At 45.1% G+C, this 25,471-nt stretch carries 22 protein-coding genes and 2 pseudogenes; 12 read left to right on the plus strand and 12 right to left on the minus strand.

Annotation, left to right across the window (positions count from 1 at the left end; genetic code table 11):
- Window positions 1-150: 150 nt before the first annotated feature.
- From PAV_RS19630 to PAV_RS19645, 4 genes are read left to right on the plus strand one after another with little or no spacing between them, the layout of a single operon-like run.
- Window positions 151-1,260: a GerAB/ArcD/ProY family transporter gene (locus PAV_RS19630; protein ID WP_005549208.1), complete on the plus strand. Its 1,110-nt coding sequence runs from the start codon at window positions 151-153 to the stop codon at window positions 1,258-1,260.
- Window positions 1,247-2,740 carry a spore germination protein gene (locus PAV_RS19635; protein ID WP_005549209.1) on the plus strand — a complete coding sequence of 498 codons (1,494 nt, stop codon included), beginning with the start codon at window positions 1,247-1,249 and terminating at the stop codon, window positions 2,738-2,740. Before PAV_RS19630 ends, PAV_RS19635 begins: the two co-directional genes overlap by 14 nt.
- On the plus strand, window positions 2,737-3,474 hold the full coding sequence (locus PAV_RS19640; RefSeq protein WP_005549210.1) for a Ger(x)C family spore germination protein: 738 nt from the start codon (window positions 2,737-2,739) through the stop codon (window positions 3,472-3,474). Before PAV_RS19635 ends, PAV_RS19640 begins: the two co-directional genes overlap by 4 nt.
- Window positions 3,471-3,893, plus strand: a complete 423-nt coding sequence (locus tag PAV_RS19645; RefSeq protein WP_040736318.1) for a Ger(x)C family spore germination C-terminal domain-containing protein — start codon at window positions 3,471-3,473, stop codon at window positions 3,891-3,893. Before PAV_RS19640 ends, PAV_RS19645 begins: the two co-directional genes overlap by 4 nt.
- A gap of 74 nt (window positions 3,894-3,967) precedes the next feature.
- On the opposite strand, the gene PAV_RS19650 is transcribed toward PAV_RS19645, so the two are convergent.
- Together PAV_RS19650 and PAV_RS19655 are read right to left on the minus strand one after the other, a co-directional pair.
- Window positions 3,968-6,397, minus strand: coding sequence for an endo-beta-N-acetylglucosaminidase (locus PAV_RS19650; protein WP_005549213.1), 2,430 nt, complete (start codon window positions 6,395-6,397; stop codon window positions 3,968-3,970).
- A 363-nt stretch (window positions 6,398-6,760) separates the two neighbouring features.
- Window positions 6,761-7,348 (minus strand): TetR/AcrR family transcriptional regulator, encoded by a 588-nt coding sequence (locus PAV_RS19655; RefSeq protein WP_005549215.1) that lies wholly within the window; start codon window positions 7,346-7,348, stop codon window positions 6,761-6,763.
- 277 nt (window positions 7,349-7,625) lie between these two features.
- On the opposite strand from PAV_RS19655, the gene PAV_RS19660 reads away from it, so the two are divergent.
- Complete coding sequence (locus PAV_RS19660; RefSeq protein WP_005549217.1) at window positions 7,626-8,828, plus strand: MFS transporter; 1,203 nt, start codon at window positions 7,626-7,628, stop codon at window positions 8,826-8,828.
- Between the two features lie 139 nt (window positions 8,829-8,967).
- On the opposite strand, the gene PAV_RS36930 is transcribed toward PAV_RS19660, so the two are convergent.
- From PAV_RS36930 to PAV_RS19675, 4 genes and pseudogenes are all read right to left on the minus strand, one after another.
- Window positions 8,968-9,549 carry an MFS transporter gene (locus PAV_RS36930; RefSeq protein ID WP_274517671.1) on the minus strand — a complete coding sequence of 194 codons (582 nt, stop codon included), beginning with the start codon at window positions 9,547-9,549 and terminating at the stop codon, window positions 8,968-8,970.
- A 14-nt stretch (window positions 9,550-9,563) separates the two neighbouring features.
- A complete protein-coding gene (locus PAV_RS36935) occupies window positions 9,564-10,175 on the minus strand; it encodes an MFS transporter (RefSeq protein ID WP_005549219.1) in 612 nt (203 codons plus the stop codon).
- Window positions 10,176-10,304: 129 nt separating this feature from the next.
- Window positions 10,305-10,599 (minus strand): annotated as a pseudogene (locus PAV_RS36380) (glutathione-dependent formaldehyde dehydrogenase); the annotation flags it as partial.
- Window positions 10,600-10,650: 51 nt separating this feature from the next.
- Window positions 10,651-11,526: an endonuclease/exonuclease/phosphatase family protein gene (locus PAV_RS19675; RefSeq protein ID WP_005549220.1), complete on the minus strand. Its 876-nt coding sequence runs from the start codon at window positions 11,524-11,526 to the stop codon at window positions 10,651-10,653.
- A 288-nt stretch (window positions 11,527-11,814) separates the two neighbouring features.
- Between PAV_RS19675 and PAV_RS19680 the strand changes: the two genes are divergently transcribed.
- Window positions 11,815-12,255, plus strand: coding sequence for a PaaI family thioesterase (locus PAV_RS19680; protein ID WP_005549222.1), 441 nt, complete (start codon window positions 11,815-11,817; stop codon window positions 12,253-12,255).
- Window positions 12,256-12,325: 70 nt separating this feature from the next.
- On the opposite strand, the pseudogene fecE reads toward PAV_RS19680, so the two are convergent.
- From fecE to PAV_RS19695, 3 genes and pseudogenes are all read right to left on the minus strand, one after another.
- Window positions 12,326-12,508 (minus strand): annotated as a pseudogene (fecE, locus tag PAV_RS19685) (Fe(3+) dicitrate ABC transporter ATP-binding protein FecE); the annotation flags it as partial.
- Between the two features lie 127 nt (window positions 12,509-12,635).
- Window positions 12,636-13,649 carry a FecCD family ABC transporter permease gene (locus PAV_RS19690; RefSeq protein WP_085981374.1) on the minus strand — a complete coding sequence of 338 codons (1,014 nt, stop codon included), beginning with the start codon at window positions 13,647-13,649 and terminating at the stop codon, window positions 12,636-12,638.
- Window positions 13,650-13,673: 24 nt separating this feature from the next.
- Entirely contained in the window at window positions 13,674-14,729 is a 1,056-nt protein-coding gene (locus PAV_RS19695) for a FecCD family ABC transporter permease (RefSeq protein WP_005549228.1), read from the minus strand.
- Between the two features lie 503 nt (window positions 14,730-15,232).
- On the opposite strand from PAV_RS19695, the gene PAV_RS19700 reads away from it, so the two are divergent.
- The gene (locus PAV_RS19700) at window positions 15,233-16,840 is read left to right on the plus strand and encodes a multicopper oxidase family protein (RefSeq protein ID WP_040736403.1); all 1,608 of its coding nucleotides are present in this window, start codon (window positions 15,233-15,235) and stop codon (window positions 16,838-16,840) included.
- A 643-nt stretch (window positions 16,841-17,483) separates the two neighbouring features.
- On the opposite strand, the gene PAV_RS19710 is transcribed toward PAV_RS19700, so the two are convergent.
- Window positions 17,484-18,671, minus strand: a complete 1,188-nt coding sequence (locus PAV_RS19710; protein ID WP_005549231.1) for an oxalate decarboxylase family bicupin — start codon at window positions 18,669-18,671, stop codon at window positions 17,484-17,486.
- Between the two features lie 159 nt (window positions 18,672-18,830).
- Window positions 18,831-19,781 carry an acetylxylan esterase gene (locus PAV_RS19715; protein ID WP_005549232.1) on the minus strand — a complete coding sequence of 317 codons (951 nt, stop codon included), beginning with the start codon at window positions 19,779-19,781 and terminating at the stop codon, window positions 18,831-18,833.
- 214 nt (window positions 19,782-19,995) lie between these two features.
- On the opposite strand from PAV_RS19715, the gene PAV_RS19720 reads away from it, so the two are divergent.
- The 5 genes from PAV_RS19720 to PAV_RS37365 all read left to right on the plus strand — a co-directional run bounded on the left by PAV_RS19720 (window position 19,996) and on the right by PAV_RS37365 (window position 24,425).
- Window positions 19,996-20,634, plus strand: a complete 639-nt coding sequence (locus tag PAV_RS19720; RefSeq protein ID WP_005549233.1) for a hypothetical protein — start codon at window positions 19,996-19,998, stop codon at window positions 20,632-20,634.
- 50 nt (window positions 20,635-20,684) lie between these two features.
- A complete protein-coding gene (locus PAV_RS19725) occupies window positions 20,685-21,044 on the plus strand; it encodes a winged helix-turn-helix transcriptional regulator (RefSeq protein WP_005549235.1) in 360 nt (119 codons plus the stop codon).
- 609 nt (window positions 21,045-21,653) lie between these two features.
- Window positions 21,654-23,270, plus strand: a complete 1,617-nt coding sequence (locus PAV_RS19730) for a CotS family spore coat protein (protein WP_005549237.1) — start codon at window positions 21,654-21,656, stop codon at window positions 23,268-23,270.
- 20 nt (window positions 23,271-23,290) lie between these two features.
- Window positions 23,291-24,010 (plus strand): glycosyltransferase, encoded by a 720-nt coding sequence (locus PAV_RS37360; protein ID WP_338010913.1) that lies wholly within the window; start codon window positions 23,291-23,293, stop codon window positions 24,008-24,010.
- Window positions 23,946-24,425, plus strand: coding sequence for a glycosyltransferase family 4 protein (locus PAV_RS37365; RefSeq protein ID WP_338010914.1), 480 nt, complete (start codon window positions 23,946-23,948; stop codon window positions 24,423-24,425). Before PAV_RS37360 ends, PAV_RS37365 begins: the two co-directional genes overlap by 65 nt.
- Window positions 24,426-24,477: 52 nt before the next feature.
- Here PAV_RS37365 and PAV_RS19740 read toward each other — a convergent pair whose 3' ends face one another.
- On the minus strand, window positions 24,478-25,428 hold the full coding sequence (locus tag PAV_RS19740; RefSeq protein ID WP_005549238.1) for an NAD-dependent epimerase/dehydratase family protein: 951 nt from the start codon (window positions 25,426-25,428) through the stop codon (window positions 24,478-24,480).
- Window positions 25,429-25,471: the final 43 nt, after the last annotated feature.

Genomic DNA, 25,471 nt, shown 5'->3' on the forward strand with positions numbered 1-25,471 from the left:
TTATTTAACGCCGATACCGCATTCATAATATAGGGTTAAACATAGGAGGAAACATGGATGAATTTCTTAACTATGACTCAAAATAATGGTTATACATGATTGAATTGACTACAGATTTGACTAGAGATCGAACAAAGGAGAACAAACATCATGCCGCGTCATTCTATCACCTTTCTGCAAGCCTGCTTTATTGTCATCTTGTCAACAGGTCTAATGAATCACGTTACTATCATTCCTGTTCTGCTGCGTGAAGCGCACAAAGACGGTTGGGTCAGTGTACTGATTGCACTCGTACTCACCTTATGCTGGATTCCGCTCCTTCTGTTTACTGTTCGAGCCAAACCGGATCGTCCCCTCCCCTTGTTCTCATGGGTTTATTCACTGGGTGGCAGCTTTGCTGCATGGTTGGTTACGATTTTGATGATTGCGTATTTGCTTTTTTCGGCATTTGTTACGTTGGAAGACACAGTAACATGGACTAAAATATCGTATTTGCCCACCACCCCAACAACTGTAATCGCAGGTGTATTGATTTTATTGTCGCTCTTCAGCGCCTTAATTGGCATACAATCAATTGCAATTTGCGCTGGTATTCTTTTTCCGGTCGTCATCATTCTCGGATATGTTGTGATGAGTGCCAATTTTCAATACAAGGATTATTCCCTCATTTTCCCGATGTTGGAGCACGGGTTTACTCCCATTATAAATGGGCTGATTCTAATTGGAGCTGGAATGGCCGAGCTGCTTCTTATTATCTTCTTACTGCCGCATATGTCAAATAAACCTCGATTTTGGGGGATGTCTACACTGGCGATCATTCTAGCCGGCCTTACAATTGGCCCTTATCTAGGCTCAATAGCCAACTTCGGAATTGAAAATGCTTCTTACATGCGGTATCCAGCTTTCGAGCAGTGGAGAATTGTAACCGCGGGCAAGTACATTGAGCATCTCGATTTTTTATCGATCTATCAATGGATATCCGGTTCATTCATCCGCATATCGTTGGCCCTGTTCCTCATTATAGACACCATTCCTCATCGCGAAAATCACACGAGAGTTGGTATTGGTGTATTGGTGGCTGTATTATTATGCTTTGCTGTTGTTGCTTATCGAGATGACATTCAATTCGTCAATCTGTTAAGAAACATCTATTTCCCAAGCGTCACTTATGTACTTGTATTTCTGTCCGTAATACTCGCTTTTCTCACCTACTACAGACAGTACAGATACAATGGGGGGATCATTCGTGAAACCAAATAAAACGTTGAATCAGAAACTTGATGTTCAATCAACTGAAAACCAGCCGCTTACCCTTCAACAGTTGTTTCGATCATTGGAGAATTGCGCAGATGTTCAGAAGAAAACGTATTCATTTGGATCAAGCACTCGTTCGTACACTGTATCCTTCATCTATTGCGAAGGATTGGCTGACATTAAACAGTTGAATCAATATGTGATTCCGCTGTTAAAAGCCAATCTAGAGGGTGCCAATTCGCTTCACGATCTATTTCACAATAACTTATTGGCACTCCAGCCTATCGATGCTAAGAATCGTGTGCAAGCCGTGGAGACATTGTTGTTTGCCGGGCATCTCATTATCGAATTCAAAGAATTGAGCGCCTACTATTCTCTCGATATTGCAGATCCGCCCAATCGAGCTCCTGAAGAATCCAATACGGAAATATCCATAAAAGGCCCGAAGGATGGGTTTACGGAGAACTGTGCGGTGAACATTGCGCTTATCCGCAAGCGCTTGCGAACCCGCTCTTTGAAATGCGAATCCTTTGTGATTGGGGTCCGCAGCCAAACTAAAGTTTCCTTGCTCTACATTGAGGATATAGCGAATCCAAGCATGATGCGTGATATTAAGCAACGCATCGAAGCAATCGATACAGATGCAATCGTAAGCGGCTCACAGCTTGGTGAAGCGCTTGGCGACTCGCCTTATTCCTTGTTCCCTTTGCTCGATTACATTGGAAGACCCGATTACGCTGTACAATCCCTCGTAAGAGGAAGATTCATTATTATTGTAGAGGGAATGCCTAGCCCAGCTAACTTAGTATTAACCTTGAAATCGCCGGAAGATATTCATTTTCCGTATTTTTTCGTAGCATTTCAAAGACTGCTGCGAATAATCGGCTTACTTATCTCTATCTATATGCCTGGGTTTTGGATTGCATTAATTGCCTTTAATTTAGAACAGCTTCCGTTCCCTCTTTTGGCAACGGTAACGAACTCTCGCTTAGGACTTCCACTGTCCGCTCCTATGGAAATGATATTGATGCTTGGGCTATTTGAGATATTCCGTGAGGCAGGCATTCGATTGCCAAAGGCAGTTGGGCAGACGATTGCCGTCGTAGGTGGACTAATTGTCGGAGATGCTTCGATCCGAGCAGGTCTCAGCTCTCCGACTACGCTTGTCGTAGCGGCAGTTACTGCTGTAGCTACCTTTACTTTGGTTAACCAGTCGCTGAGCGGCACGGTAAGTATATTGCGTCTCTTTGTGCTAATCGTTTCTTCCATACTTGGCATGTACGGCTTCTTTATTTCTGTCATGGCCATACTGGTCTATTTATCGTCACTGCATTCATTTGGCATGCCCTACTTATCGCCACTGTCACCGCCTATTTTCGGGGATATGCTGAAATCGCTTCTTGCATTGCCTGTCAAGATTGTGAACCGACGTCCCATTATGCTCCGAACAACTGACAAGACTCGCGAAGGAAAGGAGCCAAAATGAGCTTATTTTATCATGAAGGAGAGAGATCTCTATACAGGAGCAGAAAACAACGATTATGGCTGCTTGTCAGCATCCTGTCTCTGGTTCTACCACTTGCAGGCTGTTGGGACATTAAAAATGTCCAGGATATGAACTATGTTACTGCTTTGGGCATTGATTATGTTAATGGTAAATATATCGTGTACACGAACTCGCTGGAGTTCACCAATGTAGCGAAGCAGGAAGGAACCAGAAGCCCGAGCAAACCGCCGACATGGATCGGGAAGGGAGAAGGATACACACTTGATTCAGCGGTAAATGACATATATGCCGCTTCTACCCTGCAAGTCATTTGGGATCATACGACTGTACTCATCTTCAGTGAGCGTGCCTTGCATAAGGACGTAAATAAGATGATTGATTCCCTTCTTCGTTTTTCAGGAATTCGATATACACCATGGGTGTACGGCACCAAAATTCCGATCGCTGACCTATTCGCGGTAACGCCTCCGTTTAATTTGTCGCCCATCGCGTCTATGCTATATGCCCCGGATGAAATATTGAAGCAGCAGACCAACATTCCTCCGCTGCAGCTGCTGAAAATGGTCGCACTGCTGAATGAGCCGGGATGTACTGTATTATTGCCCAGCCTTTCACTCAACAATGAGGAATGGATGAAGGACAAAAAACAATTAGTCAGCACGAACTCAATGGAGTATTCGTCCTTCAAAACGGAAAGTACAAAAATTGGTTGACGCAGGAAGAAGTATTAGGATTGAGGTGGCTGTCAAATCAAATTCATAATATACATATAGGAGTCGGGCGTCCAACCAGCCCTGATGCGATACTTACAATAAATAAACATAAAGTATCCGTTAATGTGTCGCTGCATGGCGAAGTCCCCAAGTTCAACCTCGTAATTGATGTCCGCAGCTCTGTCGAAGAAATTGCCGATAATGCAACCGAAGAAGCTATCATCGCAGCGGCAAAGGAAAAAGTAAGGAATGATGTACAACAAACATTTCAACAGGGGTTGAATAGAAACCTTGACATTTATTCGTTGCAAAATCATGTTTATCGCAAGTACCTCTCCATTTGGAAAAAAACAAAAATGGTTCCCTGCTGCAGCTCACGCCCAACTCTCTTGAACGGATTGACGTCCGCGTCCAGATAGAGGATTCTGGGATGATTCGTCTGAACCGTTAACCAAAGCCCTGACAACCTGTTTGTTGTCAGGGCTCGCTTGTATTATTGAAGCTGCTGTCCCCACACCTCAAACTCATAGATGCGAGCTGCTGTATCGGATTCCTGTGTCGCCTTCGTCACATTCAAACGCGCATAACGCGCTGACATCGGATCGATGCTATGCGTTGTTTTTCCCATCGTATTTCCCGTCACCTGAACAACATCCGTCCAGTTGGTTCCATCCTCGCTAAGCTGGATATTAAACTCTTTCGTGTTGAAGCTCGATGACTCGCCGCCCTCTTGAGCATGCTTAATGATAAATTGATCGATGGAATAGACTGAACCCAGGTCGACTTGCAGCCAGTGCGGCTCGGAGCCGGTTGCACACCATTTGCTGTTGTTCGCTGTTGTGCCATCGAATGCCTTGGCAGGTGTCTCGCCTGGCACAAAGCTGTCTGCAGTCGCTGTCTGATTCAGTGCTAGATTCATCTTAGATGATGCCTGCTTCCATTGGAAACTGGCTTGTGCTGCTGTACTGCGTGCCCCATTCTCCCCTAGCGCAACCACTTCCAGAGTCGTAGATTCTTCACCTCCAAGTCGGCTCATCGGTTGTGCATAATACGCAGTATTAGGCGTTGCGCCTATGAATTCCCGTGTGCCATCAGGCTTCACCCGATAGACCTCATACGCCTGAATCTTATCCCCTGAAGAAGGATTCCAGCTTAAACGCGCATCTGCTGTATTTCCAGAAAAATCAACATCCTCAATGGCCAAGCCCGTTACAGTCTCCGGTGCTGATGATGAACCAGCATTGCGAACAGATAATTGACCGATATTGATCGCATAGTTGCTGAGCGCATTCCCACTGTCGAACTTCAAGGACAACGCATCAATCGTGCGGCCGGCAAAGCTGCCCAGCGAGATGCTTTTTGTATTCCATGCGGAAGCTTCCCCATCGCCCACATCAAAGAACTCAAAATGCTCCGGATTATCGGCGAAGGATACACCAACCTTCATATTTGAAGCAGACTCCCCAGTCTTATATGTAACGGAGACTTCTGTTTCGCTAGACACAGGCAGACTAGTTCTATACAGCTTCAAATGAGTAGCATTCTGCGGACTAAGTGCACCAGATACTTTGAGGGAGCTTCCGCCATAATACGCGTTGTTCCAATCAAAGCTTGGTTTCAGCGCTGTACCCGAGCTTTCCGCAATCCAACGCCATGTAGGAAGGATGTCTTGCAAGCTGCGGTTATTCCATTCCTTCGTGCTCATAATGTTGCCATCAACCGCAAATTGACTGCCATGCCCCGTATTGAAGTTAGTTGTAAAAGGCAACTGCTGTATCGATGATTTATCTGCAAAATAATTCGCAATTCCTTTCCAATTGGAAGAAGTCGCCGTATTGCGCGGATCACTATTCGGTCCTACCCAATATTTCATTTCCTTCGCGTAGAAATCATCATTATTGGAAGAGCTGCGATATGCCCAATCCGGACGATAGATGCCCAATGATGTAGCAGGCGCCTGATTGTTAGGGAAAATCCCTGACCAATTGACGTACGTATTGTAGCCATTCGCTTCTGTATCGATGCCGGCGTACAAATCATACGGATCTCGATTAAGACTGGCTGCTTTATTTTTGGAGTTTTGCAGCATGGATGCAGACCAGTTGAAGTTAAGGAACATACTGTCCGCCACCTTCTGCGCACCATTCTGCAAGAACATCTGATTTCTTGCATTCAATTCATTTTGCCAGCTAATACTTCCGCTGTTCGTCATTGAATCGTACCACATAACATGCATGCCGGATGGCTTATGAGTCTGCAAATACTGCATGAATTGCTGCATCTTCGCAGCATCAGCCGTATTGCCGCCCGACGTCTCTTGATTAATGAACCAGCCGTCAAAGCCAAAATAGCTTGCTGCCTCAAGCAGCTTGTCTGCTACCGGGAAGGAGCCATCCGGTTTTTGCTGCAGCATTTGCTGTACCCATTGATAGTTGCCCCCGTATACATTCGGTGGGAAAAAGATAGTTCCAAGAATCGGCACTCCGTTCTTATGGGACGCATCGATAATGTCCGCGCTCGGAGGTACGATAAGTCCTTCGGAAGCCGAGCCTCCCCAAAGCACCATCATATCGACATACTGCCAATATCCGAACGTATCCGCACGGAATTGACTGGATCCTTGAGACGGAACGCCGCTAGTATTGTCATTTAACGCAGACAAAGCAACAAGCCGCGATTGGGTCTGTGCATTCGGATTCACCTTCTGGCCGGTAAATCGCTCTGCAAGCGGAATCGTTCCCCGATTGAACTTCGCATCCTTGTCGGCTGTAGGGCTCCACTCTAGAAGTGTTGCCGGATGCCAATAAGAGGTGCGCGGCTGCTCCGCATGAGCAGTTGAAGCCATAATCGGCCCAAATGTAGATAGAGCAAGAAGCGAGGTGATGAGTAAAAGCTTCATTTTCTTTTTCATCGTGTTGACCACTATAAGTCTCCTCCTCGCACCATGAGGTGCTATATTCGAGTACAACTTAAATCTACTAGAAATGAAGCGCTTACATAAGTGTAAAAAACTTATATTCAATGTATAAACTATAGTGTGTTTGAATTGAAGTGCTGGTATTTATAAACATATTATCAAGATTGAAAACATACCTCCTTCAAAAATCCACGAGTTATCATTGCGATTGAGAGGATCAAATCGACGCCATATGACTTCGCAAGATTCGAAAAATACACGTTCGGTATAGATGTTGCTTTATGGCTGGCTTACGAGATCAATCCCCTCTTCTATTGGTCTTGCCACCTCTTTATCGTCTTTTAATGTAAATGACCGCAGCAGCTATCATTACTCTAAGCTTTGAAGGATAACATGTAAGGAATTGCGCATAAATAATTCATCCGGACGAGATTTCATCATAACGGTGACACCGATCAGCGAAATGACTAAAGCCTGTGCAATTGCCTTAGCGTTCATATCCGACTTCAGTTCCCCAGACTGTATTCCGCGTTCGATTGACTCCTGAAAAATGGCTGCGAGATACATTTGATGCTCCCTTGTCAGAACTTCAAATTTAGCGTCGTGAGGTGCAAGCTCAACCATTGTATTGATGCAAAAGCATCCTTTGCCGCTTCCCTCATGCAAATCGCTCCCTTCTTGAACAATGCTTTCGAATATGCTCCGGAACGCTTCTTTTACAGAGGGCTTATTCAACAACTGCGCGCGAATGCGGGCGGCATGAGCTTGTGTATATGTTCGCAGCGCAGCTTCGAACAAACCTATTTTATCCCCGAAAGCAGAATACAAACTTGGGCGTTGTATTCCCATATGTGCGGTTAGATCGCTTAAGGAAGTTGCTTCATATCCTTTTTCCCAAAATAATTGCATCGCGGCATGCAGTGCTTTTTCCTCATCAAATTCACGCGGGCGGGCCATGTCCCTCCTCCTTTACTCTCTAAACTCTATTTACAGATCGTTTTTTGTACGATGATGATAGAAGTAGAATAGACATATCATACCTAACGGTACAATAAAAATATACTATAGGACATGATCTGTCAAACGAAATATGATTTCAAGATTTATGTATTGAGCATTATTCAGTTGATTTTCAGAAAAATATTGACAACTCACTTTTTAGCATGGTATTTTTCGGCTATATAACATACCGATCAGTACATAATAAAAATTATAATTAAAAGGAGTTGCAATGATGGGTACGAGTGCGCGAATATCTGAAGTTTCTTTATCCCGCTCCATTGTTCTTTTGCTTGCGACAGCGTGCGGCTTGGCCGTTGCCAATGTATATTATGCGCAGCCGTTATTGGACGCCATAGCTGGCGAATTTGGCATTAGGCATTCTACAATTGGGATCGTCATTACGATCACGCAGCTTAGTTACGCTGCTGGATTATTGTTATTGGTGCCACTGGGCGATATGATGAACCGGCGTAAGTTGATTTCTTTACATATGCTTCTGTCTGTAGCAGCGCTTGTTGCAGTAGGGATTGCTCCGAACAGCACGATTTTGTTTATTGGCATGGCTTGCGTTGGATTGTTAGCGGTAGTGACACAGGTGCTTGTTGCCTATGCGGCGAATTTGGCCGGATCCTTCGAGCGCGGGCAAGTTGTCGGCGCCGTAACGAGCGGTGTTGTAATCGGCATTCTTCTTGCCCGGAGTGTGGCTGGCATTCTCACCGACATTGCAGGCTGGCGTTCGGTCTATCTTGTGTCTGCTGCCTTACTGCTCATCATGTCAATCACGTTATACAACATACTACCGCGACAAGATTCCGTTCGTGCATCTCTGTCATACAAGCAGCTTCTTAATTCTGTCCTCACTTTATTTAAAGAGGAACCGATATTACGGATACGTGCCGTACTCGCCCTACTCATTTTTTCAGCATTCAGTATTTTATGGACATCGCTTGTTTTGCCATTGCGTATTCCTCCCTTGTCCCTCTCCCATAGTGCAATCGGAGCATTTGGGTTAGCTGGTGTAGCCGGAGCGATTGCAGCTGCACAAGCAGGACGCTGGGCCGATCGAGGATTAGGTCAACGTACGACTGGGGCGGCACTATTTCTGCTGTTTGCATCTTGGCTGCCGATTTCTTATGTAGATCAATCTTTGCTTGCGCTTATTGGCGGAATCATCCTGCTTGACTTTGCTGTTCAGGCCGTTCATGTTACCAATCAAAGCATGATATTAGCCGTTCGCCCCGAATCGCGAAGTCGCTTGACGGCCGGTTATATGATTTTCTATTCACTTGGCAGTGCATTAGGATCAATCGCATCAACGAATGTTTATGCAATTTGGGGTTGGAATGGCGTAAGCATATTGGGTGCCATAGTTAGTGCTATAGGAATTGTTTTTTGGTCACTGACACTGCGGTTCTCCGCTTCACGTTCATCTTAATAGTTTGCAATTCAAAAGAACCACTTTACATTTCTGCAACCTATCAATTGTACCTTCATTAACAACTTCTCTACGGCAGTTTTCTCGGCCAGCTATCCGAAAATCAATTCAGCCAAGGGAACTGCCGTAAGAGTTAACTTTATGATTGTTGTGAACCGCGTGAAACTCTGATTGCAAACAAGCCGGAAAGTGCGGCTACTATCCCACAAGCACATAAGATCAGAAATAAATTGATCCGTGCATGATTCATCACCAGTGCTGCAATCATTGGGCCGGCTGCCACGCCGACAAAGCGCATACTGCTGTACAAGGAACTAATCGTGCCTCTATGCTTCTTCTCAATGCTAGCGGTTATAAAGGAATCGAGACATGGCAAGGATGCTCCTATTCCGAGAAAGGCTGCGCTTAGCCAAATGAACAAGGGAACAACCGATGTCATCAGGATGCACATGCCAAGTCCTGCCGCTGTTAAAGCCAAACCGCACACAATGATCCATTTCATCGCGATTTTATTACTGCCTATGCATTTTCCGGCAATAAAAGAGGAAGAGCTTAATACGGCCAGAGGTATTGCTAGCAGCAAACCCTTTATTATTCCCTTATACCCATGCTTGTCTTCCAGCGTTTCTGATAAATAAAATAACGAGCTGAACAGCATGAACATGCAAAGTCCACCGATAACAAATAGGGCGATTAGCCAACGCGAATTCTCTCGAATCAACTGCATCACTTGTTTTAAAAAGTCGCGAATGGGAATCGGTTCAGAATCAGATTCTTTGGGCTGCTTGACAAAAAAAGAACGAGCAGGATCGAAATTAGACACAATACCGGAATGGCCCAAAAAGGAAGATGCCAAACGATCGCTACCAGGGCTGTCCCCAAAATAGGGCTTAATACTTTGCCGCATGTATTGGCCGTTTCGATAATGCCGAGACCGCTGCTCACATCTTTTTCACTGCTGAACATATCCCCTACTAAAGGCAGAACGATGGGCATTGCGCCAGCAGCGCCAATGCCCTGCAGAACCCTTCCCAATAAAATGACTGAATAAGAATGATCCATCCAGACCGCCGCTGCACCGCACACACCGCCTCCAATGCCTGTTATGAGAAGGCTGGGAATGATGACTGCCTTACGGCCAATGCGATCAGATAAATAGCCGGCAATAGGAATGAGGAAAATCGCCATGACCGAGTATACAGTAATGAGCAGACTTGTTTGGAACGAGCTAACCTTCAACTGTCTCCTGATTTCAGGCAATACAGGGATTAGCATTGAATTGCCTAAAGTCATTATCAATGGAATTGAAGAAAGTGCTAATAAGTCAAAACGTTTGTCAGCTTGCACTCGGGCACACCTCCGTGGGATATCCACGTCATTTTAGATTTATTTTACACTTATCCAAACTTTTTATTCTCTAATTCCGATAAAATTAAACGGATTTAAAGCATGGTCATGGTACATCTACAGCAACACTTACGGCTTTAATACAACCTTTACGCATTCATCCTCATGATTATTGAAAATACGGTACGCATGGCTTGCTTGATCCAACGGCATTTGATGCGTAATGATGGCTGAGGGATCAAAACTTCCCTCCTCTATTTTGTTGTACAATTCCGGCATATAATGAATAACCGGTGCTTGCCCCATTTTTAGTGTAATATTTCTTGCAAAAAACACCGAGCGGAAATAAATTATAATTGCCTCCGTATACACCGGTTATTTGAACTGTGCCGCATTTACGAACAGCCTTCGTCGAAAATGACATGAAAAAAGCCGCGCTGACGCGGCCTTTAATTTACCGTATAAATATGAAGAATTAGTGCCATGAAAGGTCTACAACCACAGGCAAATGATCGGATGGAAACTGACCGTTAACCTGATCCGAAAGAATTGCATATTGAAAAACGTCAACATGCTCGTTCACGAATACATAATCGATAGGCGAATCTAGATCCTCTCCGTTATCCCCTTTGAATACTGATCCATTGTAATATAGACAGTCGATTAATTGTGTCAGCTGATAACCGTGGAACGTGAAGGATGGTCCAAAGTGGGAGTTCTTTGCGGCGTACCGCGCATCCCGCAGCACTGCTTTACCGTCCTGGCCAGTCGTGAGAATCTGATAGGGTTCGGACGATTCCGTGCAGTTGAAGTCTCCCGTTACTACTACTGGATCATTACCCGCCAATTCGGGAAGCCGATTTAAGATCATATGGGCACTCTGCTTCATTGCAACGGTTCCAATATGATCAAGGTGCGTATTGAAATGAATGAACTTGGTTCCTGTCAACTTGTCTAAAAACTGGACCCATGTCAGGATGCGTGGACAAGCGGCATCCCATCCTCGTTTTCCTGGGATTTCGGGTGTCTCGGATAGCCAAAACGTTCCATGCTCTAGCGGCTTAACACGATCCTTGCGATAAAATATTGCAACGAATTCTCCTGTGTCTGCACCATCGTCCCTGCCTGCCCCAATCCAGCCAAACTCGGGAAGCATTCGTTCCAAATCGGCAACCTGATGCCTCAATGCCTCCTGCGTTCCTACCACATCTACCTGATGGTATCGAATCATACTAGCCACCATCCCCGCCCTGCGGCTCCAGCTATTCTCGCAATCTTTTTCGTAAGCGTTGTCATATTTGACGTTAAAAGTCATGAATCTGATCTGCTGCTCTCCAACATTGCTCTTCATTCTCTTCTGCACTCCTCACCTGATGTTAAGCTTTACATGCGCACGTATCCAATTCGTAGAGCTGAAAATAACTCCAGAAGTATGTACATTATCGCATGATTGAAATGGGAATGCCAGATTGCTTTGTTCGCAATCAACACTATGCTGTCATGCTTTTAAGAAAGAAAATTTTAATCAATGGATGTTATAATATCCCATGTTCATATGTTATATTTTGTATAAGAGAATTCTAACATGTTGAGAGCTAGCTCCACATTTTTAGCAAGTTATGCCAAGACGAGGTGACTTATGGAAAATAAAATAGTAGAGTTTTACCGCAATGTGCTCGTAGGCTTTGTGGAACCTTCGCCAGTAGAGCAGCTCATCGGGATAAAAGCGATCGAAGTAGTTCCTGGACATGCCATATTTGAAATGGATGTAGATCAGCAGCATTCCAATCCGCAAGGCACGCTTAACGGTGGAATCACCTGTACCCTTGCTGATATCACAATGGGCATGGCCTTCGGCTCCACTCTGTTGCCGGAAGAGACTTTTACGACGATTGAATTAAAAATCAATTTCATGAAGCCTGTATGGAATGGAACCATTAGAGCAGAAGCAAAGAGTGTGAAGAAGGGTAAGACAATTGGACTTATTGATTGTAATGTATATGACGACAATAACAGCCTGGTTGCTTATGCAACGAGTACTTGCATGGTACTGCGCGGAGATAAGGCTGAAGGAAGATAGCGAGGGAAAACGGCACATTCGATCGACTGTGCCGTTCATTCATTTATGCACCCGCAGCCACCACCGTACTTCACTCGAAAGGGAAACACAGAGGTACTCCAGTTCGCGGATCAGGCACAATATCTGCTTCAATGGAGAATACCTCACGCAGCACCTTCTTCTTCATGACCTCGGCTGGCGAACCTTCCCGTACAACTGTTCCCGCCTTGATCGCAACCATGTGCTGCGCATACCTCGAAGCATGATTCAAATACACATGAATGATGAGCAGAGGAAAAATCAATGACAAACAGCCATTTATACGGCTTATAGTATGCAAAAATTCTGCGCAGCAATGGGAAACCTCCCTTCCTCCTTTTTAAAATCCGAAGTTTTATTTATCATGCTTTTGAGCGCGTTAATAAATATAGGAAGTAAGGAGCGCCGATTACAGCGACGACAATTCCCGTAGGCACTTCTGATGGCTGTAATATCCATCGTCCAATCGTATCTGCCGTAATCACAAGCAAGGCCCCGGCTAAAGCCGAAGTTGGCAGCAGGAGTTGGTGTTTGGAACCCACAAGCCGTCTAGCTAAATGCGGGCCAATAAGCCCAACAAAGCCGATGCCTCCGCTTACTGCGACACATGAGCCTGCCAAGCCTACCGCCGCTGCCAGCAGCAAAATTTGTTCTCTTGATACAAATGCTCCCAACCCTGTTGCCGTCTGTTCTCCCAAGTTAAGAACGTTCATGATTCGAGCCTTGTAGAATATGTAGGGTAATAACACAATGATGAACGGAAGAAGTGCAAGCACATACTTCCAATTCGTACCCCAGATGCTTCCGGCAAGCCACGTCGCCATCGTTTGATATTTTTCTGGACTAAGCTTTAATGTCAATACGATCATAGCAGCACTGATACCTGCGGCAACAGCAACACCGGTTAACAGTAATCGCGTAGGAGATATATTCTCATGCCGCTTATAGGATAGCAAACATATGAGCACCGCTGTTAGTCCAGCGCCGAGCCATGCGAACACAGGCAACAAATAGATTGGAGCCTGTGCAGTTGACGGATAGAATGAGATGAACAGCATCACGGCAAGTCCAGCACCTGCATTAATGCCTAAAATCCCCGGATCAGCTAATGGATTGCGCGATATGGCCTGCATAACACATCCGGATACCGCCAGACCCGCACCGATAAGCAAAGAAATAACGATGCGTGGTAACCGGAAGTCGAATAAAATTAGCTCTTCTTTCTTCGTTCCTGAACCGAACAATGTTCGCAGCAAATCCATGGGAGATAAGCGAATAAATCCTGTATTCATGCTGATGATGAACATAATGACAATCAGCACGGCTATCGTGATCATAATCGCGATACTTCGCTGCTTTTTTCGTTTTTGAATCATCGTGATAGATAGATTTGTCACCGCTTACAGCCCCCTCCTTTCCTTACGAGCTAAGAAGAGGAAAAAGGGGACACCAATTAAAGCGATTAATGCCCCAACAGGTGTTTCATATGGCGGATTCACCATGCGAGCAGCAAGATCAGCGAATACAACAAGCAAGCTGCCAAGCAAGGCAGAGCAAGGGATAATCCAGCGATAATCCACACCGACTAAATAACGGGTAACATGTGGAATAATCAAGCCTACAAAGCCAACAGCTCCAACAACAGATACGGCCGCACCAGCCAAAATAAGCACAATGACTGTGCCTGCCAGTTTTACAAGACGTGTACGCTGACCGAGCCCCTTAGCGATCTCCTCTCCAAGACTGAGCATTGTAATCGAACGTGATAATACAATCGCCCCTACAAGAGCAACTGAAATCCACGGGAACATCACTTCTAGCTGCGGCCACTTCGTGCCCGCTACTCCACCAGCGTACCAGAATGCCAAGTCCTGACCAATTCGATAATATAATGCGATCCCTTCGCTCAGTGCGGATAAGAGAGCACTGAGTGCCGCCCCGGCCAATACCATTCGAACAGGGGTTAATCCTCCCCTAGCTAATGATCCAATTCCATACACTAGCCCTGCGCCCAAGCCTGCACCAAGAAAAGAATACAAAATTAAATACATGTAAGGCAGACCTGGAAAAAATGCGAAGCAGATAGCCAGCATGAACCCTGAACCTGCATTCAAGCCAAGCAATCCTGAATCCGCCAGCGGATTGCGAGTCATACCTTGCATAATGGCTCCGGCAACAGCGAAGCAGGCTCCTACCATTGCCCCGCCCAATACGCGCGGCAGTCTAATTTCTTGAATAATTTGATGCTGTGTTACTTCCGGATTGAAGCGAAAAATTGACTCCCATACCGTAGTCACTTGAATATCTGCCGCACCGAACGATACAGATATAGCGATCCCTAACATTAATGCGAAGAAACCGCCAAAAAGAATAAGTGTTGCTGCCAGTGGACGTGAGCGAAATTCAACTGCTCGCGATGCAGCTTCCTTAGGTAAAGATTTAGCCACTTGACTCATACATGCCACCCTTGCTGATTCTTGAATTTAATTGATATTGATTATCATTTGCATCAATATTCATTTTAGGACATTATTCCTCATGTGGCAATGGACAAAATAAATTGATTTATTGTACAAATATTATTTCTCACTCTTTGCTTTGCTGCCTTCTACAAGCATCTCGGTCACTTTTTGTACCTGTGCTTGAACTGCAATCGGATCATACGTCCAAAAGTACTTTCCATCCACATCATAAACTCGGTGATTTTTTACTGCCGGTATCGAATTCCAAAATGCTCCGTCGCGCTCGAATTGTCCCTCATTACCAGTATTTTGCCTTTCTGCATAATCTCCTCCCTACTTAAATCCTTTGAGTATAAAAAGTACTGCATAAATTTGTATTTTCTATGGATCTCCATCATTTCTCCATAATTGTTGCTTATGCTGAGAATGTAATCTACAAAAATGATAATTGAGGAGGCAATGCATTGAAAAGCTTATTCACAACTCGCTATCGAGTCATGCAAACCATGGTCATCACAACAGTAATCGCATTTGTAACAAGCGGATGCTGGAATGGAGGGAACGACAAGGATCAGACAAATATGGATCATTCATCTATGGAGAACAGCCAAAAATCGAAGTTGGAGTCAAATGCCTCACCGGTTAAACGCACAACGCATGCTGCATCTGTCGACGGCACATCGTTAACGATTACTGCCCAACAAAGTAATTTGGAAGTTTCCAATGGGGTTGTACTCCCAGTATGGACATTTAATAATTCTGTTCCTGGGCCGCAAATTCGAGTGAAGGTTGGAGATACCGTCAAGATTGCGCTTGAAAATGAATTGCCAGAGCCGGTGTCGATCCATTGGCACGGCTATCCCGTACCGAATAGCATGGATGGCATTCCTGGCGTCACCCAAGATGCTGTCGCTCCAGGGAAGTCATTCACCTATGAGTTCAAAGCAACAATTCCAGGAACGTATTGGTACCATTCCCATCAAGACAGTGTCAACCAAGTGGATAAAGGTCTATACGGATCTCTCATTGTCGAGGATCCAAAGGAACAATATAATCGTGACTATACGCTCGTCCTCGACGAATGGATGAGTGCAGAAGCGATGAATACAGAACATACGAATGAGAACGAGCCCAAAGATTATTCAGACATGTCTGGAATGGATCACTCAAAGATGAATATGTCGAATAGCAGCAATAACGGCATGGATCACAACACCATGCAGATGGGCGGCCACGATATGAGCATGTATGATTTGTATACAATCAACGGAAAATCAGGCGATGCGATAGAACCGCTTAAGGTCAAACAAGGTGATAAGGTTCGGCTTCGCTTGATCAACGCTGGATATCTCTCGCATCGCATGCACCTGCAAGGACATGAATTCAAGGTAATTGCCACGGATGGGCAGCCTATAAACAACCCAGCTGTCATTCAAGATCAAATATTATCGATTGCGCCCGGCGAACGTTACGATATTGAGTTTATAGCAGACAATCCTGGTACATGGCTGTTGGACGAGCATAGCAAAGAAGAGCGAGTCCGCAATATGAGGGCCGTCATTCAGTATGAGGACATCACAAAACCGGTTGTCCAATCCGACACGGCCGAAACCCTCCCACAATTCAATCTGGCTGCTTATGGAGAAATAGCGAAATCATTATTTACACTTGAACAGACGTATGATCAAAGGGTAACGATGAATTTGAATACGGCAATGAAAAATGGGGAAATGGTGTACACCATCAACGGCAAGGTGTTTCCGGATACGGACAAGATTAAAGTCGCGAAGGGCGACAAAGTAATGGTTACTTTCATCAATCGATCGCCAACTGATGATCATCCGATGCATTTGCATGGACATTTCTTTCAGATATTGAGCAAAAACGGCCAGCCACTACAGGGCTCACCTATCATAAAGGATACATTGAATGTAAAACCCGGGGAGCAATATGTCATCGCATTTGAAGCCGATAATCCTGGAGACTGGATGTTCCATTGCCATGACTTGCATCATGCTTCTGCAGGGATGGTGACCGATGTTACGTACAAAGACTATAAGAGTTCGTATGTCCCCAATCCGAATGTAGGCAATAAACCTGAATAGTGGAAAAAAATGAATACAGCCAAGCCATTGAATCTATTCACAACTGGCTTGGCTGCACATTCGTATGTATCATTTTTCATGATACCTGTCACCTGATTCGCTTATAATTCCAATTGCTCTCGTCTGCCAGCCTTATGCCACTCCTGGTAGATGCCTCCCATTTCTTGAAACGCATGATCGACCATGGTTATCAGTTCATTCATGATCTCTTTGCTATAAGATAAATGAGTATTCACATTGTCTGCCTTATATTTGTGCAGCAGCTTTACATGTGCGATCGTATGAATGGTTTCTTCCGTTCTCTGCTCATTGCCTTACCTTCTGAATCAGATTTTCGCGTATCAAAATCTCCTTTGGCCCTGCATATTCTGATAACGCAAGTACCGAAAATAGCGTCTAGCACATACACTGCCGAGCGGAATCATGACCAGTGCATTACTTACTGATACCAGAGCATGCTCTCTGCCCCAATACCCAACTGCCAATCGAAGGAGAACAGCAGCTAGAAACACGATCACACCTGTTATTGAGCTTTGAGTACTGCAATTTGAAGTCAACCTGCAGATTGAATTTAAAATTGAAAGTCTATCATGACGCCAAGTAGAAATATATAGGAAAGTGGAACCACACGCAATTGGTCTTCTTACTCTATAACCGGAGGAATGCCGGGATATTTTACAACCGGCCATTTCGTTGCCCGCAGGGCGCTCATTAATTCAGGCGATGCATTTAGGTTGGATTGAACAAGAAGCTTCGGCGTAAGGGCCATCCATTGATTTAAGGAAACGTCTGCAAAACGGTCACTTTTGAACATTTCAAGAAACCACAGGCTATCTGTTCCCGTGTTCTGAATGTAGTGTCCGAATGCAAATGGTACATATCCTACATCTCCTGCTCTATAGTTAAATGTGCGTGCAGCGCCGTTACCCGCAAAAACAGTCATTCTCCCCTGTCCGCTCAAGTAGTATTGCCACTCGTCATTGTTAGGGTGCCAATGCATTTCGCGCATGGCTCCTGGCTTAATCTCGACCAGCGCAGCAGCAACCGTGCGCGATGCTGGGAAATTGGAGGAATCGACGATGCGCACTGAGCCGCCCGGCGTGGTAAGTGGGGGCTGTGCCATTAACCGATAGACGAAGGTTGGCTCCACTGTGCCGAACGGATCGGGCACCTGCTGACTCTCAATCGTCCCGGGCACCTGATCCTGATAAATATAAACCTGCCCCTGAGGGATTTGGTCAAAAGCGGACATCGGCACTCCAAAATTAGCGGATAACACCTCTTTCGGTGTATGGGCAAACCAGTCAGAGATCGACAGCGTATTTAAGTCCGAAAAACTGCCATCGTCGAATACAAGCAGGAACTCGCAACCTTCTTCAAGTCCCTGAATCGAATGAGGAATACCCGGCGGAAAATACCACAAATCACCTGGGCCTACATCGGCGATGAAATTACGGCCATTCTGATCGACGGCGGTAATTCGTGCCCGCCCCAATATCATGAACGACCATTCTGCCTGCTGATGCCAATGCAGCTCTCGCACTCCGCCGGGGGTAAGCCGCATATTCACACCTGCTAGCGTTTTAGCAATTGGCAGCTCTCTTATCGTTATTTCTCGTGACCAGCCGCCTCTATTAAGCTGCATATGAGCGTCGGAAAATGAAAACTTCAAATTGGGAATCAAACCCGCATCCGTTATCGGAGGAACGAACATATCTGGATTTTCCATATCTCGCATGACATCGCGTGGGCCAAGATCGGTAGCGCCTGCGCCGTCACTTTCGCGGATGGGCTGCGGAATTTGCATTTGCTTCGAATCATTCCATACCATGATGATTTTACCGCTCCCTTCTTGAAATTAATGGAACAGATGCGTCTCTAAGCCCCCTGCAATCTACATGCACGCTAGATCAACATCCCTGAATACGCAACTATTCCATTGATCAATATGAAAGGGACATGTTGAATATGCAGTAATCGATTTACATCGTTAATTGATGCTTTTTCTCAAGAATTCGATTTGCTTTCTGAAATGATCGCCTGTCGTATAATGACCGTTGAACGGGTACACATGCATTTCCTTAGGCACCAAGATTTGATTGTACACCGCAAATACCGCCTCCGGCATGCATATCGGATCCTTCAGCCCTACAGACATCAAGACAGGCTTGCGGAGACGATCCGTTAGATTCAGAACATCAAAGTAACTTAATGTCCGCATCACTTGTGATTCATATTCTGGGTAAGCGGAAATAAAAGCTGCTGCCTCAGTCAGAGATCCTGTGGAGTGCAATATGCCGAAATCCATATGGCACATGTTCGGAATATCCGCAATTGTCTTGGCAGGAATGTCGCTTAGCGCAGATACGAGCAAGGACAGCCCTCCCCCTTGGCTGGCACCAGCAACATAGATACGCCCCTTATCAATTTCTGGCTGCTGGAACACCCACTCCACGGCTTTAATCGCATCGACGGTGATGGCCTGATAATAGCTTTTTTCCGGATGAAGTATGCCTTGTGTTATCCAGCCCTTTGTCATGCCGAATGAATGAGACAGCTCATTTCCGGTGTCGCCTCCCTGGCCCCGAACATCAACTGCAAATACCGCATAACCCATCAGAAGCCAATCGGCATAGCTCTCCGGATATCGTTTGCTGCCATGGTAGCCATGGTAGATAACCACACAGGGCAGTTTCGCCGCATCCATGAATTTTGGAAGTACATACCATCCATGTATCAGGGTATGATCATATCCTTCATACGTAATCTGGTATGCTGTCATGTACGGGGACAAAGTGTCTGCTTCCTCACGCTTCCCGTTCAGCGGCTTATTCCGCGATGCCCCTAGTGTCCGTTCCCAAAAAAGCTCAAAATCATCTGCCGCTGTTCGCTCGGCCGAATAAGCATATAGCTCTGCTTTTCTTTTCTCTAAAATGTTCATGTATGACTCCTTCCTGCATACGATCGCATGTTCTCTGTCTTTGTTATTTGTTATTTGTCATTTGTTATTTTTCATTTCTCACATGAGCCAAAGATCAAATCAAACTCAAAGTACAATGTAAGTACATGTTCATAGTACAATATAATCACATGCCTACTCTAGCTTTTCCATTTCGAATAACAGGTATGGTATGCACCGCATAAGGAGGAACAAGATGAACAGACAGCGAGGATTAACATATGTTCTCCTGATCGTATTGCTGCTTTCAGGATGTACTGCAGAATCAACGCAGACCTTACCAGATGGCAAATCTGCACCTGCAAAAATAATATTGACTCCCGCAGACCCATTTGAGGGAGAAGCAGCCAAACTAAAGCCTTTTCTCGGTAATATGACAGGAGCATTTACGTTACGCTATGAAGGAAAAAAACCGCATGCAAACCTGGACATTGAGATATGGAAGCATGGAAAGAAAGTTGAAACCGTCGGTGGCGTTGGCGATTTATTCCTCACCCCAAATCAAGAGGAACACAAAGAAATTGAGCTTATAATATCCATAGATACGTTAGGTTCTATTAACGAGCAAGGTAATATGAAACAGATTAAAGTTGGGATAGCCCATGAATCCGGTACAAACTTGTACACCGTTTTCACAAATCCATCGAAGAAAAAGGAGGTTGGAAGTACGCTTATGTCATACAGCAACCCTAAATCCTTCCTTGCAAAGGATTCAATTCCGGTATGGGGTATGCAAATGACAAGTTCTCACAAAATAATAACTTCCGTTTTGTCACCAGAATCGTTGAGCAATATCGAAGAGGCCATTCTATTTACGCTGCGGTTTGAGGACTAATCTTCTTATAGGGCTCAATTAGAACGGAATAACGAAGGAGCGTGTGACCTTTGCAAAAATCCTGTGTTCCGACTGGCGTGAACCTCAAAGATACCGCCTTCGGCTATACATTATCCTTAATCGGCGGCAAATATAAAATGATCATTATGTACTGGCTGGCTCAACAAAAGGTGATGCGGCACAATGAACTGAAGCGCAGCATTGGTACAATATCATTTAAATCGCTAAGTGTCATGTTAAAAGAAATGGAGGCGGACGGCCTAGTTATTCGCAAGGAATATCCGCAAGTACCTCCTAAAGTAGAATATTGCTTATCAGAGCGTGGTCTTTCGCTCATTCCTCTATTAGATATGATGTGCGACTGGGGAGAAAAGAACAGATTGCCTTCCTTAGATACCGTGGAGCGCTAAAATGACGAAAAGAAGTATTTCCCTATAAGGGCAATACTTCTTTTGCTATAAGGATTAATTGCTTACCGGTTGTCAATGATATTCACATTCAGCCAATGCAGCTTTTCGATTTTTTAATTCGTCTCCACCCTTTGAACTATAAACTCATCCATAAGTGAAAACTTCATTGAAGCCGTCTCCTTCTATTTGCTTAACAATCAGCAAGCAGATTTCATAAATATACGATTGTACCTTTCACTTTTGTTCCTATGACATATCAATATACTATGCGCTAATCCCCTTATTAAGGGCGAGCACCAATACAGAGAAGCAAACAGACACCGACCTTAAAAAGAATCAGGGAAAACGTGATAATCCTAGAACAAAGCCGCCTAACAAGAGTCCCATCAAGCCAGCGATTCCTTCATCATCTATCGAGAAATACTGAATAATGAGGGCATGGCATAAGTAATTATTTGATAGATACGGGGCGCATCACATTAGAAGCAATGGCAGACCGGACGAACATCTATGATTCACAGATTCATACCGTACAAATCACAAAAAGCTGAATGTATATTCAATTCCTTTTTCCTATGAGTAACGAATATCAATGTGGAGGGAATGCCGTTGGATCCATTTCAAATACAGCCGTGGGAACATCTAATTGATGCCGTACCGCCAGGAACCATTCTTGAGCAGTATGTGCCTCCAGAGGTGGAAGAGACCGCGCGCCATGTGATGACGAAATATGACATGCAAGTATCCAGCATGGTGCTGATAACCTCTAAACCTGACAAGGGCGGCGCGATTTGGCGAATTGAAACGAATCATGGTTCACGAAGCCTTAAGGTTCTTCATCGTACCCCTGCTCGCAGTTTGTTCAGTATCGGGGCACAGCAGTATCTGGTTGATCAAGGAGCTCGCGTACCAGCACTTATCTCCACGGTTGAAAACAAGGTATATGTTGAAGCAGGAGGAAAGCTATGGATTGTAACGGACTGGATAGAGCAAATGCAGCCTGTTTCTAAGATTGACTTAGAGGGAGCAGCTGCACTATGTTACGGTCTCGGCGAATTCCATCGATTCTCGAAGGGATACGTTCCTCCTGCAGGTGCGGGCAAGTCTTCAAGATTATACACATGGCCAGATTATTACGAGAAAATCATTGCAAAAATCGGATGGTTCCGGGACATTGCCTCAGCCTATCGCGAGTTCCCTGTCAGTCAGCAACTGCTCGATGTTGTTGATGAATTCCAGAATCAAGCGAAGGAGACATTAGATCGATTACTGAACGTATCGAAATACACCAACATGGTGGCTATGGGAGAGCCATATTGGGGGTTGGTTCATCAAGACTACGGATGGTCTAATGGCCAGATGGGACCCGGTGGAATATGGGTTATTGACCTAGATGGGGTAGCGTACGATCTTCCTTTTCGCGATTTGCGAAAATTGATTACGAGTACAATGGATGATATGGGATACTGGGATACAACTTGGATACGCGGAATGATAAGTGCTTACCATGAAGCCAACCCAATGGATCGGGAAATGTTCGAACTGCTTTGCTTGGATATGGCATTTCCGAACGAATTCTATAAGCATGTCAAAGAAATCGTGTTTGACCCAACCACCTTCATGAGTACGGAATTGGAAGGCGTGCTGCAACGCGTACTTGCTACGGAAAGCACCAAATGGCAGGCTTTGAAAGAGCTGGCCAGCGATATTGAAAAGTATGCTCCCGGTGATTATGCTAGCGGTGAATTCGTATATAATGCAATTCCTTCTATCTCCATACAACCAGTATCTGCCCCTGCACTCCATCCAGACAGTAAACCTGCAACTGATACGATATCAAACATCATATCGGATTCTGATATCGTTGATCGAACCGATGCTACAGCATCTAATCCAACAGCAGCTGCAGCCGATTCCGCACCTGAAGCGATCTTTGATAGAAAACGCAGCAGCAAAACTATTCGTCGCAAGCGTAGAAGAACACGCCGACACAGCACAAATAGAGCATTGTCACAAAAAAAGCTTGCGCTTCGCCGCAAGCGTAAAAGAAAATCTTTAGGCCAACGAACAATATCCATAGTCGGCCGAAAAAAGAGATTGTTCCGTTCATTGGTCAGTCGAAAGAAGAGGGCGCTCCGTTCATTGGTCAGTCGAAAGAAGAGATCGCTCCGTTCAGCAAAGCTGCGCAAAAACAGGAAAAAATTACGCTTCCGTAAAACTGGATAAGACAGGAGGACACATACGGCATGAACATATTAATGATCTGTACGGAGAAGCTTCCTGTCCCGAATATAAGGGGCGGCGCCATTCAAACTTATATCGGAGGAGTAGCTTCTTTGTTGAGCCGGAAGCACCACCTTACGGTACTCGGTCGATCAGATCCGGAGCTTCCTGATGTTGAGGTCGCTGAAGGAATTCGTTATGTACGTCTTCCTTCAGAGGGATTGTTCGAGCTTTATGCCGAAGGAGTTATTCGATTTCTCACTCAGCATGGAGAGAAGTACGATCTAATTCATATCTTTAATCGCCCACGCTTGGTCCTCCCCGTGCGGAGTGTAGCACCTCATTCACGAATCATCTTAAGTATGCACAATGACATGTTCCACCCCGGCAAAATTCATCCGGAAGAAGGAAAAGCCGTTGTAGAACAGACGGAAACCATTATTACAATCAGCAAATATATTGGACAGGAAATATGCAGATATCATCCTCACGCCGCAACAAAAATACGAACCATATATTCGGCAGCAGACACCTCTCTGTTCGCACCATGGGTCGAGTCCGATTATGCTCGCAATACTCGCAACAGCCTTCGCGCAGAGCATCAGCTTTCTTCAAAAAAGTCATTTTATTTGTCGGAAGACTATCTCGAAAAAAGGGCCCCACGTGCTTGTACGTGCGATGTCGCATCTGAAACATTCGGATGCCGTGCTAGTTATTGTTGGCGGTGCATGGTACAGCGATAATAAAGTCAGTGATTATATTGGATATGTAAGAGCAATTGCGGCCCGCTCCCCTATTCCAGTTATTACGACCGGATATGTGCAGGCGAACGAAGTACATCGATGGTTTTGTGCAGCGGATATATTCGTTTGTACCTCAATATGGAATGAGCCGTTGGCGAGAGTACATTATGAAGCGATGGCAGCAGGCCTTCCATTTCTCACAACTTCACGCGGTGGTAATCCAGAAGTAGTTCTTCATAATAATGGGCTTCTGATTGAAGATCCCGAGAATCCGATCGAATATGCGGATAAGCTGAACCATCTTCTTTCGAATATGGAAGAATGCAAACAGATGGGATTAAGAGGAAGACGAATTGCAGAGAAACAGTTCATATGGCAGCGTGTCGCCCAAGAAATATTGGAGGTATGGAGCTGAGTCACTGCTTTTGATCAAGAGTGGCGTCGATAACTTCGACGCCACTTCTTACCTATAAACCATATACTTGTCGAAGCGATGCAACTTCCTGCTCAAGCCCTGCAAGCAAATCTACCTGCGGATTGTAACCAAGCAGCTTCTGCGCCTTGCTTATATCAGCCCATGTATGACTTGGCTCCCCATAGGTTTTGCCCATATACTGAATCTGAACCTTATGTGGAATCAGCTTCTGTAGAAAATCAATACATTCCAATATGGAGGCGCGCTGCTTGCCACCGATGTTCAAGGTTTCCCCTAGAATCCCGTTCGCATGAACGGCGGCTGCAACCCCCTCTACACAATCAGACACATAGGTAAAGTCGCGAGTTTGGCTGCCATCTCCATATAAGCTTATCGGTTCACCATGAATCAGTTGACGAATAAAGCGGTGAAAGGCCATATCTGGACGTTGTCTGGGTCCATATACAGTGAAAAAGCGAAGCACCGTGACCGGAATGCCGTCATTGTGCAAATATACCCGACAGAGGTTCTCCCCGGTCAATTTGCTGACGCCATAAGGCGACAAAGGCTCAGTGACTGCACTTTCATCGACTCTCCCGTTTTTTTCTCCATACACAGATGATGTCGAGGCATAAATAAATTTGCGAACGGGGTTCGACTTGCAAGCTTCCAATAATCGCTGTGTTACCACGATATTATGAGAGGCATAATGATAAAAATCTGATCCCCAGCTTGATCTCACTCCTGGCATGCCTGCTAAGTGGCACACTACATCAACATCCTTCAGCAGCAATTCGTTGTTGGATTCTAAAAGATTTGCTTCGTGAAAGGTAAATCTTGAATGATTCCGCAGCGAGTCGAGATTGCATTCCCTATGATGCCGCGGTGTTGATGAATCAATATAGCCATCAACGCCAATTACGTGTACATTTTCGTCCTGGAGCAGTCGTTCACACAGATGGGAGCCGATGAATCCAGCAGCTCCCGTCACCAAGACATACATATTTGTGTGCTCACCTCCCTATCTATTGCTTAAAATAATCTTC

The sequence above is a fragment of the Paenibacillus alvei DSM 29 genome (genome assembly GCF_000293805.1).
Taxonomy (GTDB): Bacteria; Bacillota; Bacilli; order Paenibacillales; family Paenibacillaceae; genus Paenibacillus_B; species Paenibacillus_B alvei.

Coding starts and splice junctions, on each gene's coding strand:
- PAV_RS19630 (WP_005549208.1), top strand. CDS start 151: ATGCCGCGTCATTCTATCACCTTTCTGCAAGCCTGCTTTATTGTCATC.
- PAV_RS19640 (WP_005549210.1), top strand. CDS start 2,737: ATGAGCTTATTTTATCATGAAGGAGAGAGATCTCTATACAGGAGCAGA.
- PAV_RS19655 (WP_005549215.1), bottom strand. CDS start 7,348: ATGGCCCGCCCGCGTGAATTTGATGAGGAAAAAGCACTGCATGCCGCG.
- PAV_RS19660 (WP_005549217.1), top strand. CDS start 7,626: ATGGGTACGAGTGCGCGAATATCTGAAGTTTCTTTATCCCGCTCCATT.
- PAV_RS19675 (WP_005549220.1), bottom strand. CDS start 11,526: ATGAAGAGCAATGTTGGAGAGCAGCAGATCAGATTCATGACTTTTAAC.
- PAV_RS19680 (WP_005549222.1), top strand. CDS start 11,815: ATGGAAAATAAAATAGTAGAGTTTTACCGCAATGTGCTCGTAGGCTTT.
- PAV_RS19690 (WP_085981374.1), bottom strand. CDS start 13,649: ATGATTCAAAAACGAAAAAAGCAGCGAAGTATCGCGATTATGATCACG.
- PAV_RS19695 (WP_005549228.1), bottom strand. CDS start 14,729: ATGAGTCAAGTGGCTAAATCTTTACCTAAGGAAGCTGCATCGCGAGCA.
- PAV_RS19700 (WP_040736403.1), top strand. CDS start 15,233: ATGCAAACCATGGTCATCACAACAGTAATCGCATTTGTAACAAGCGGA.
- PAV_RS19710 (WP_005549231.1), bottom strand. CDS start 18,671: ATGGTATGGAATGATTCGAAGCAAATGCAAATTCCGCAGCCCATCCGC.
- PAV_RS19715 (WP_005549232.1), bottom strand. CDS start 19,781: ATGAACATTTTAGAGAAAAGAAAAGCAGAGCTATATGCTTATTCGGCC.
- PAV_RS19720 (WP_005549233.1), top strand. CDS start 19,996: ATGAACAGACAGCGAGGATTAACATATGTTCTCCTGATCGTATTGCTG.
- PAV_RS37360 (WP_338010913.1), top strand. CDS start 23,291: ATGAACATATTAATGATCTGTACGGAGAAGCTTCCTGTCCCGAATATA.
- PAV_RS37365 (WP_338010914.1), top strand. CDS start 23,946: ATGTCGCATCTGAAACATTCGGATGCCGTGCTAGTTATTGTTGGCGGT.
- PAV_RS19740 (WP_005549238.1), bottom strand. CDS start 25,428: ATGTATGTCTTGGTGACGGGAGCTGCTGGATTCATCGGCTCCCATCTG.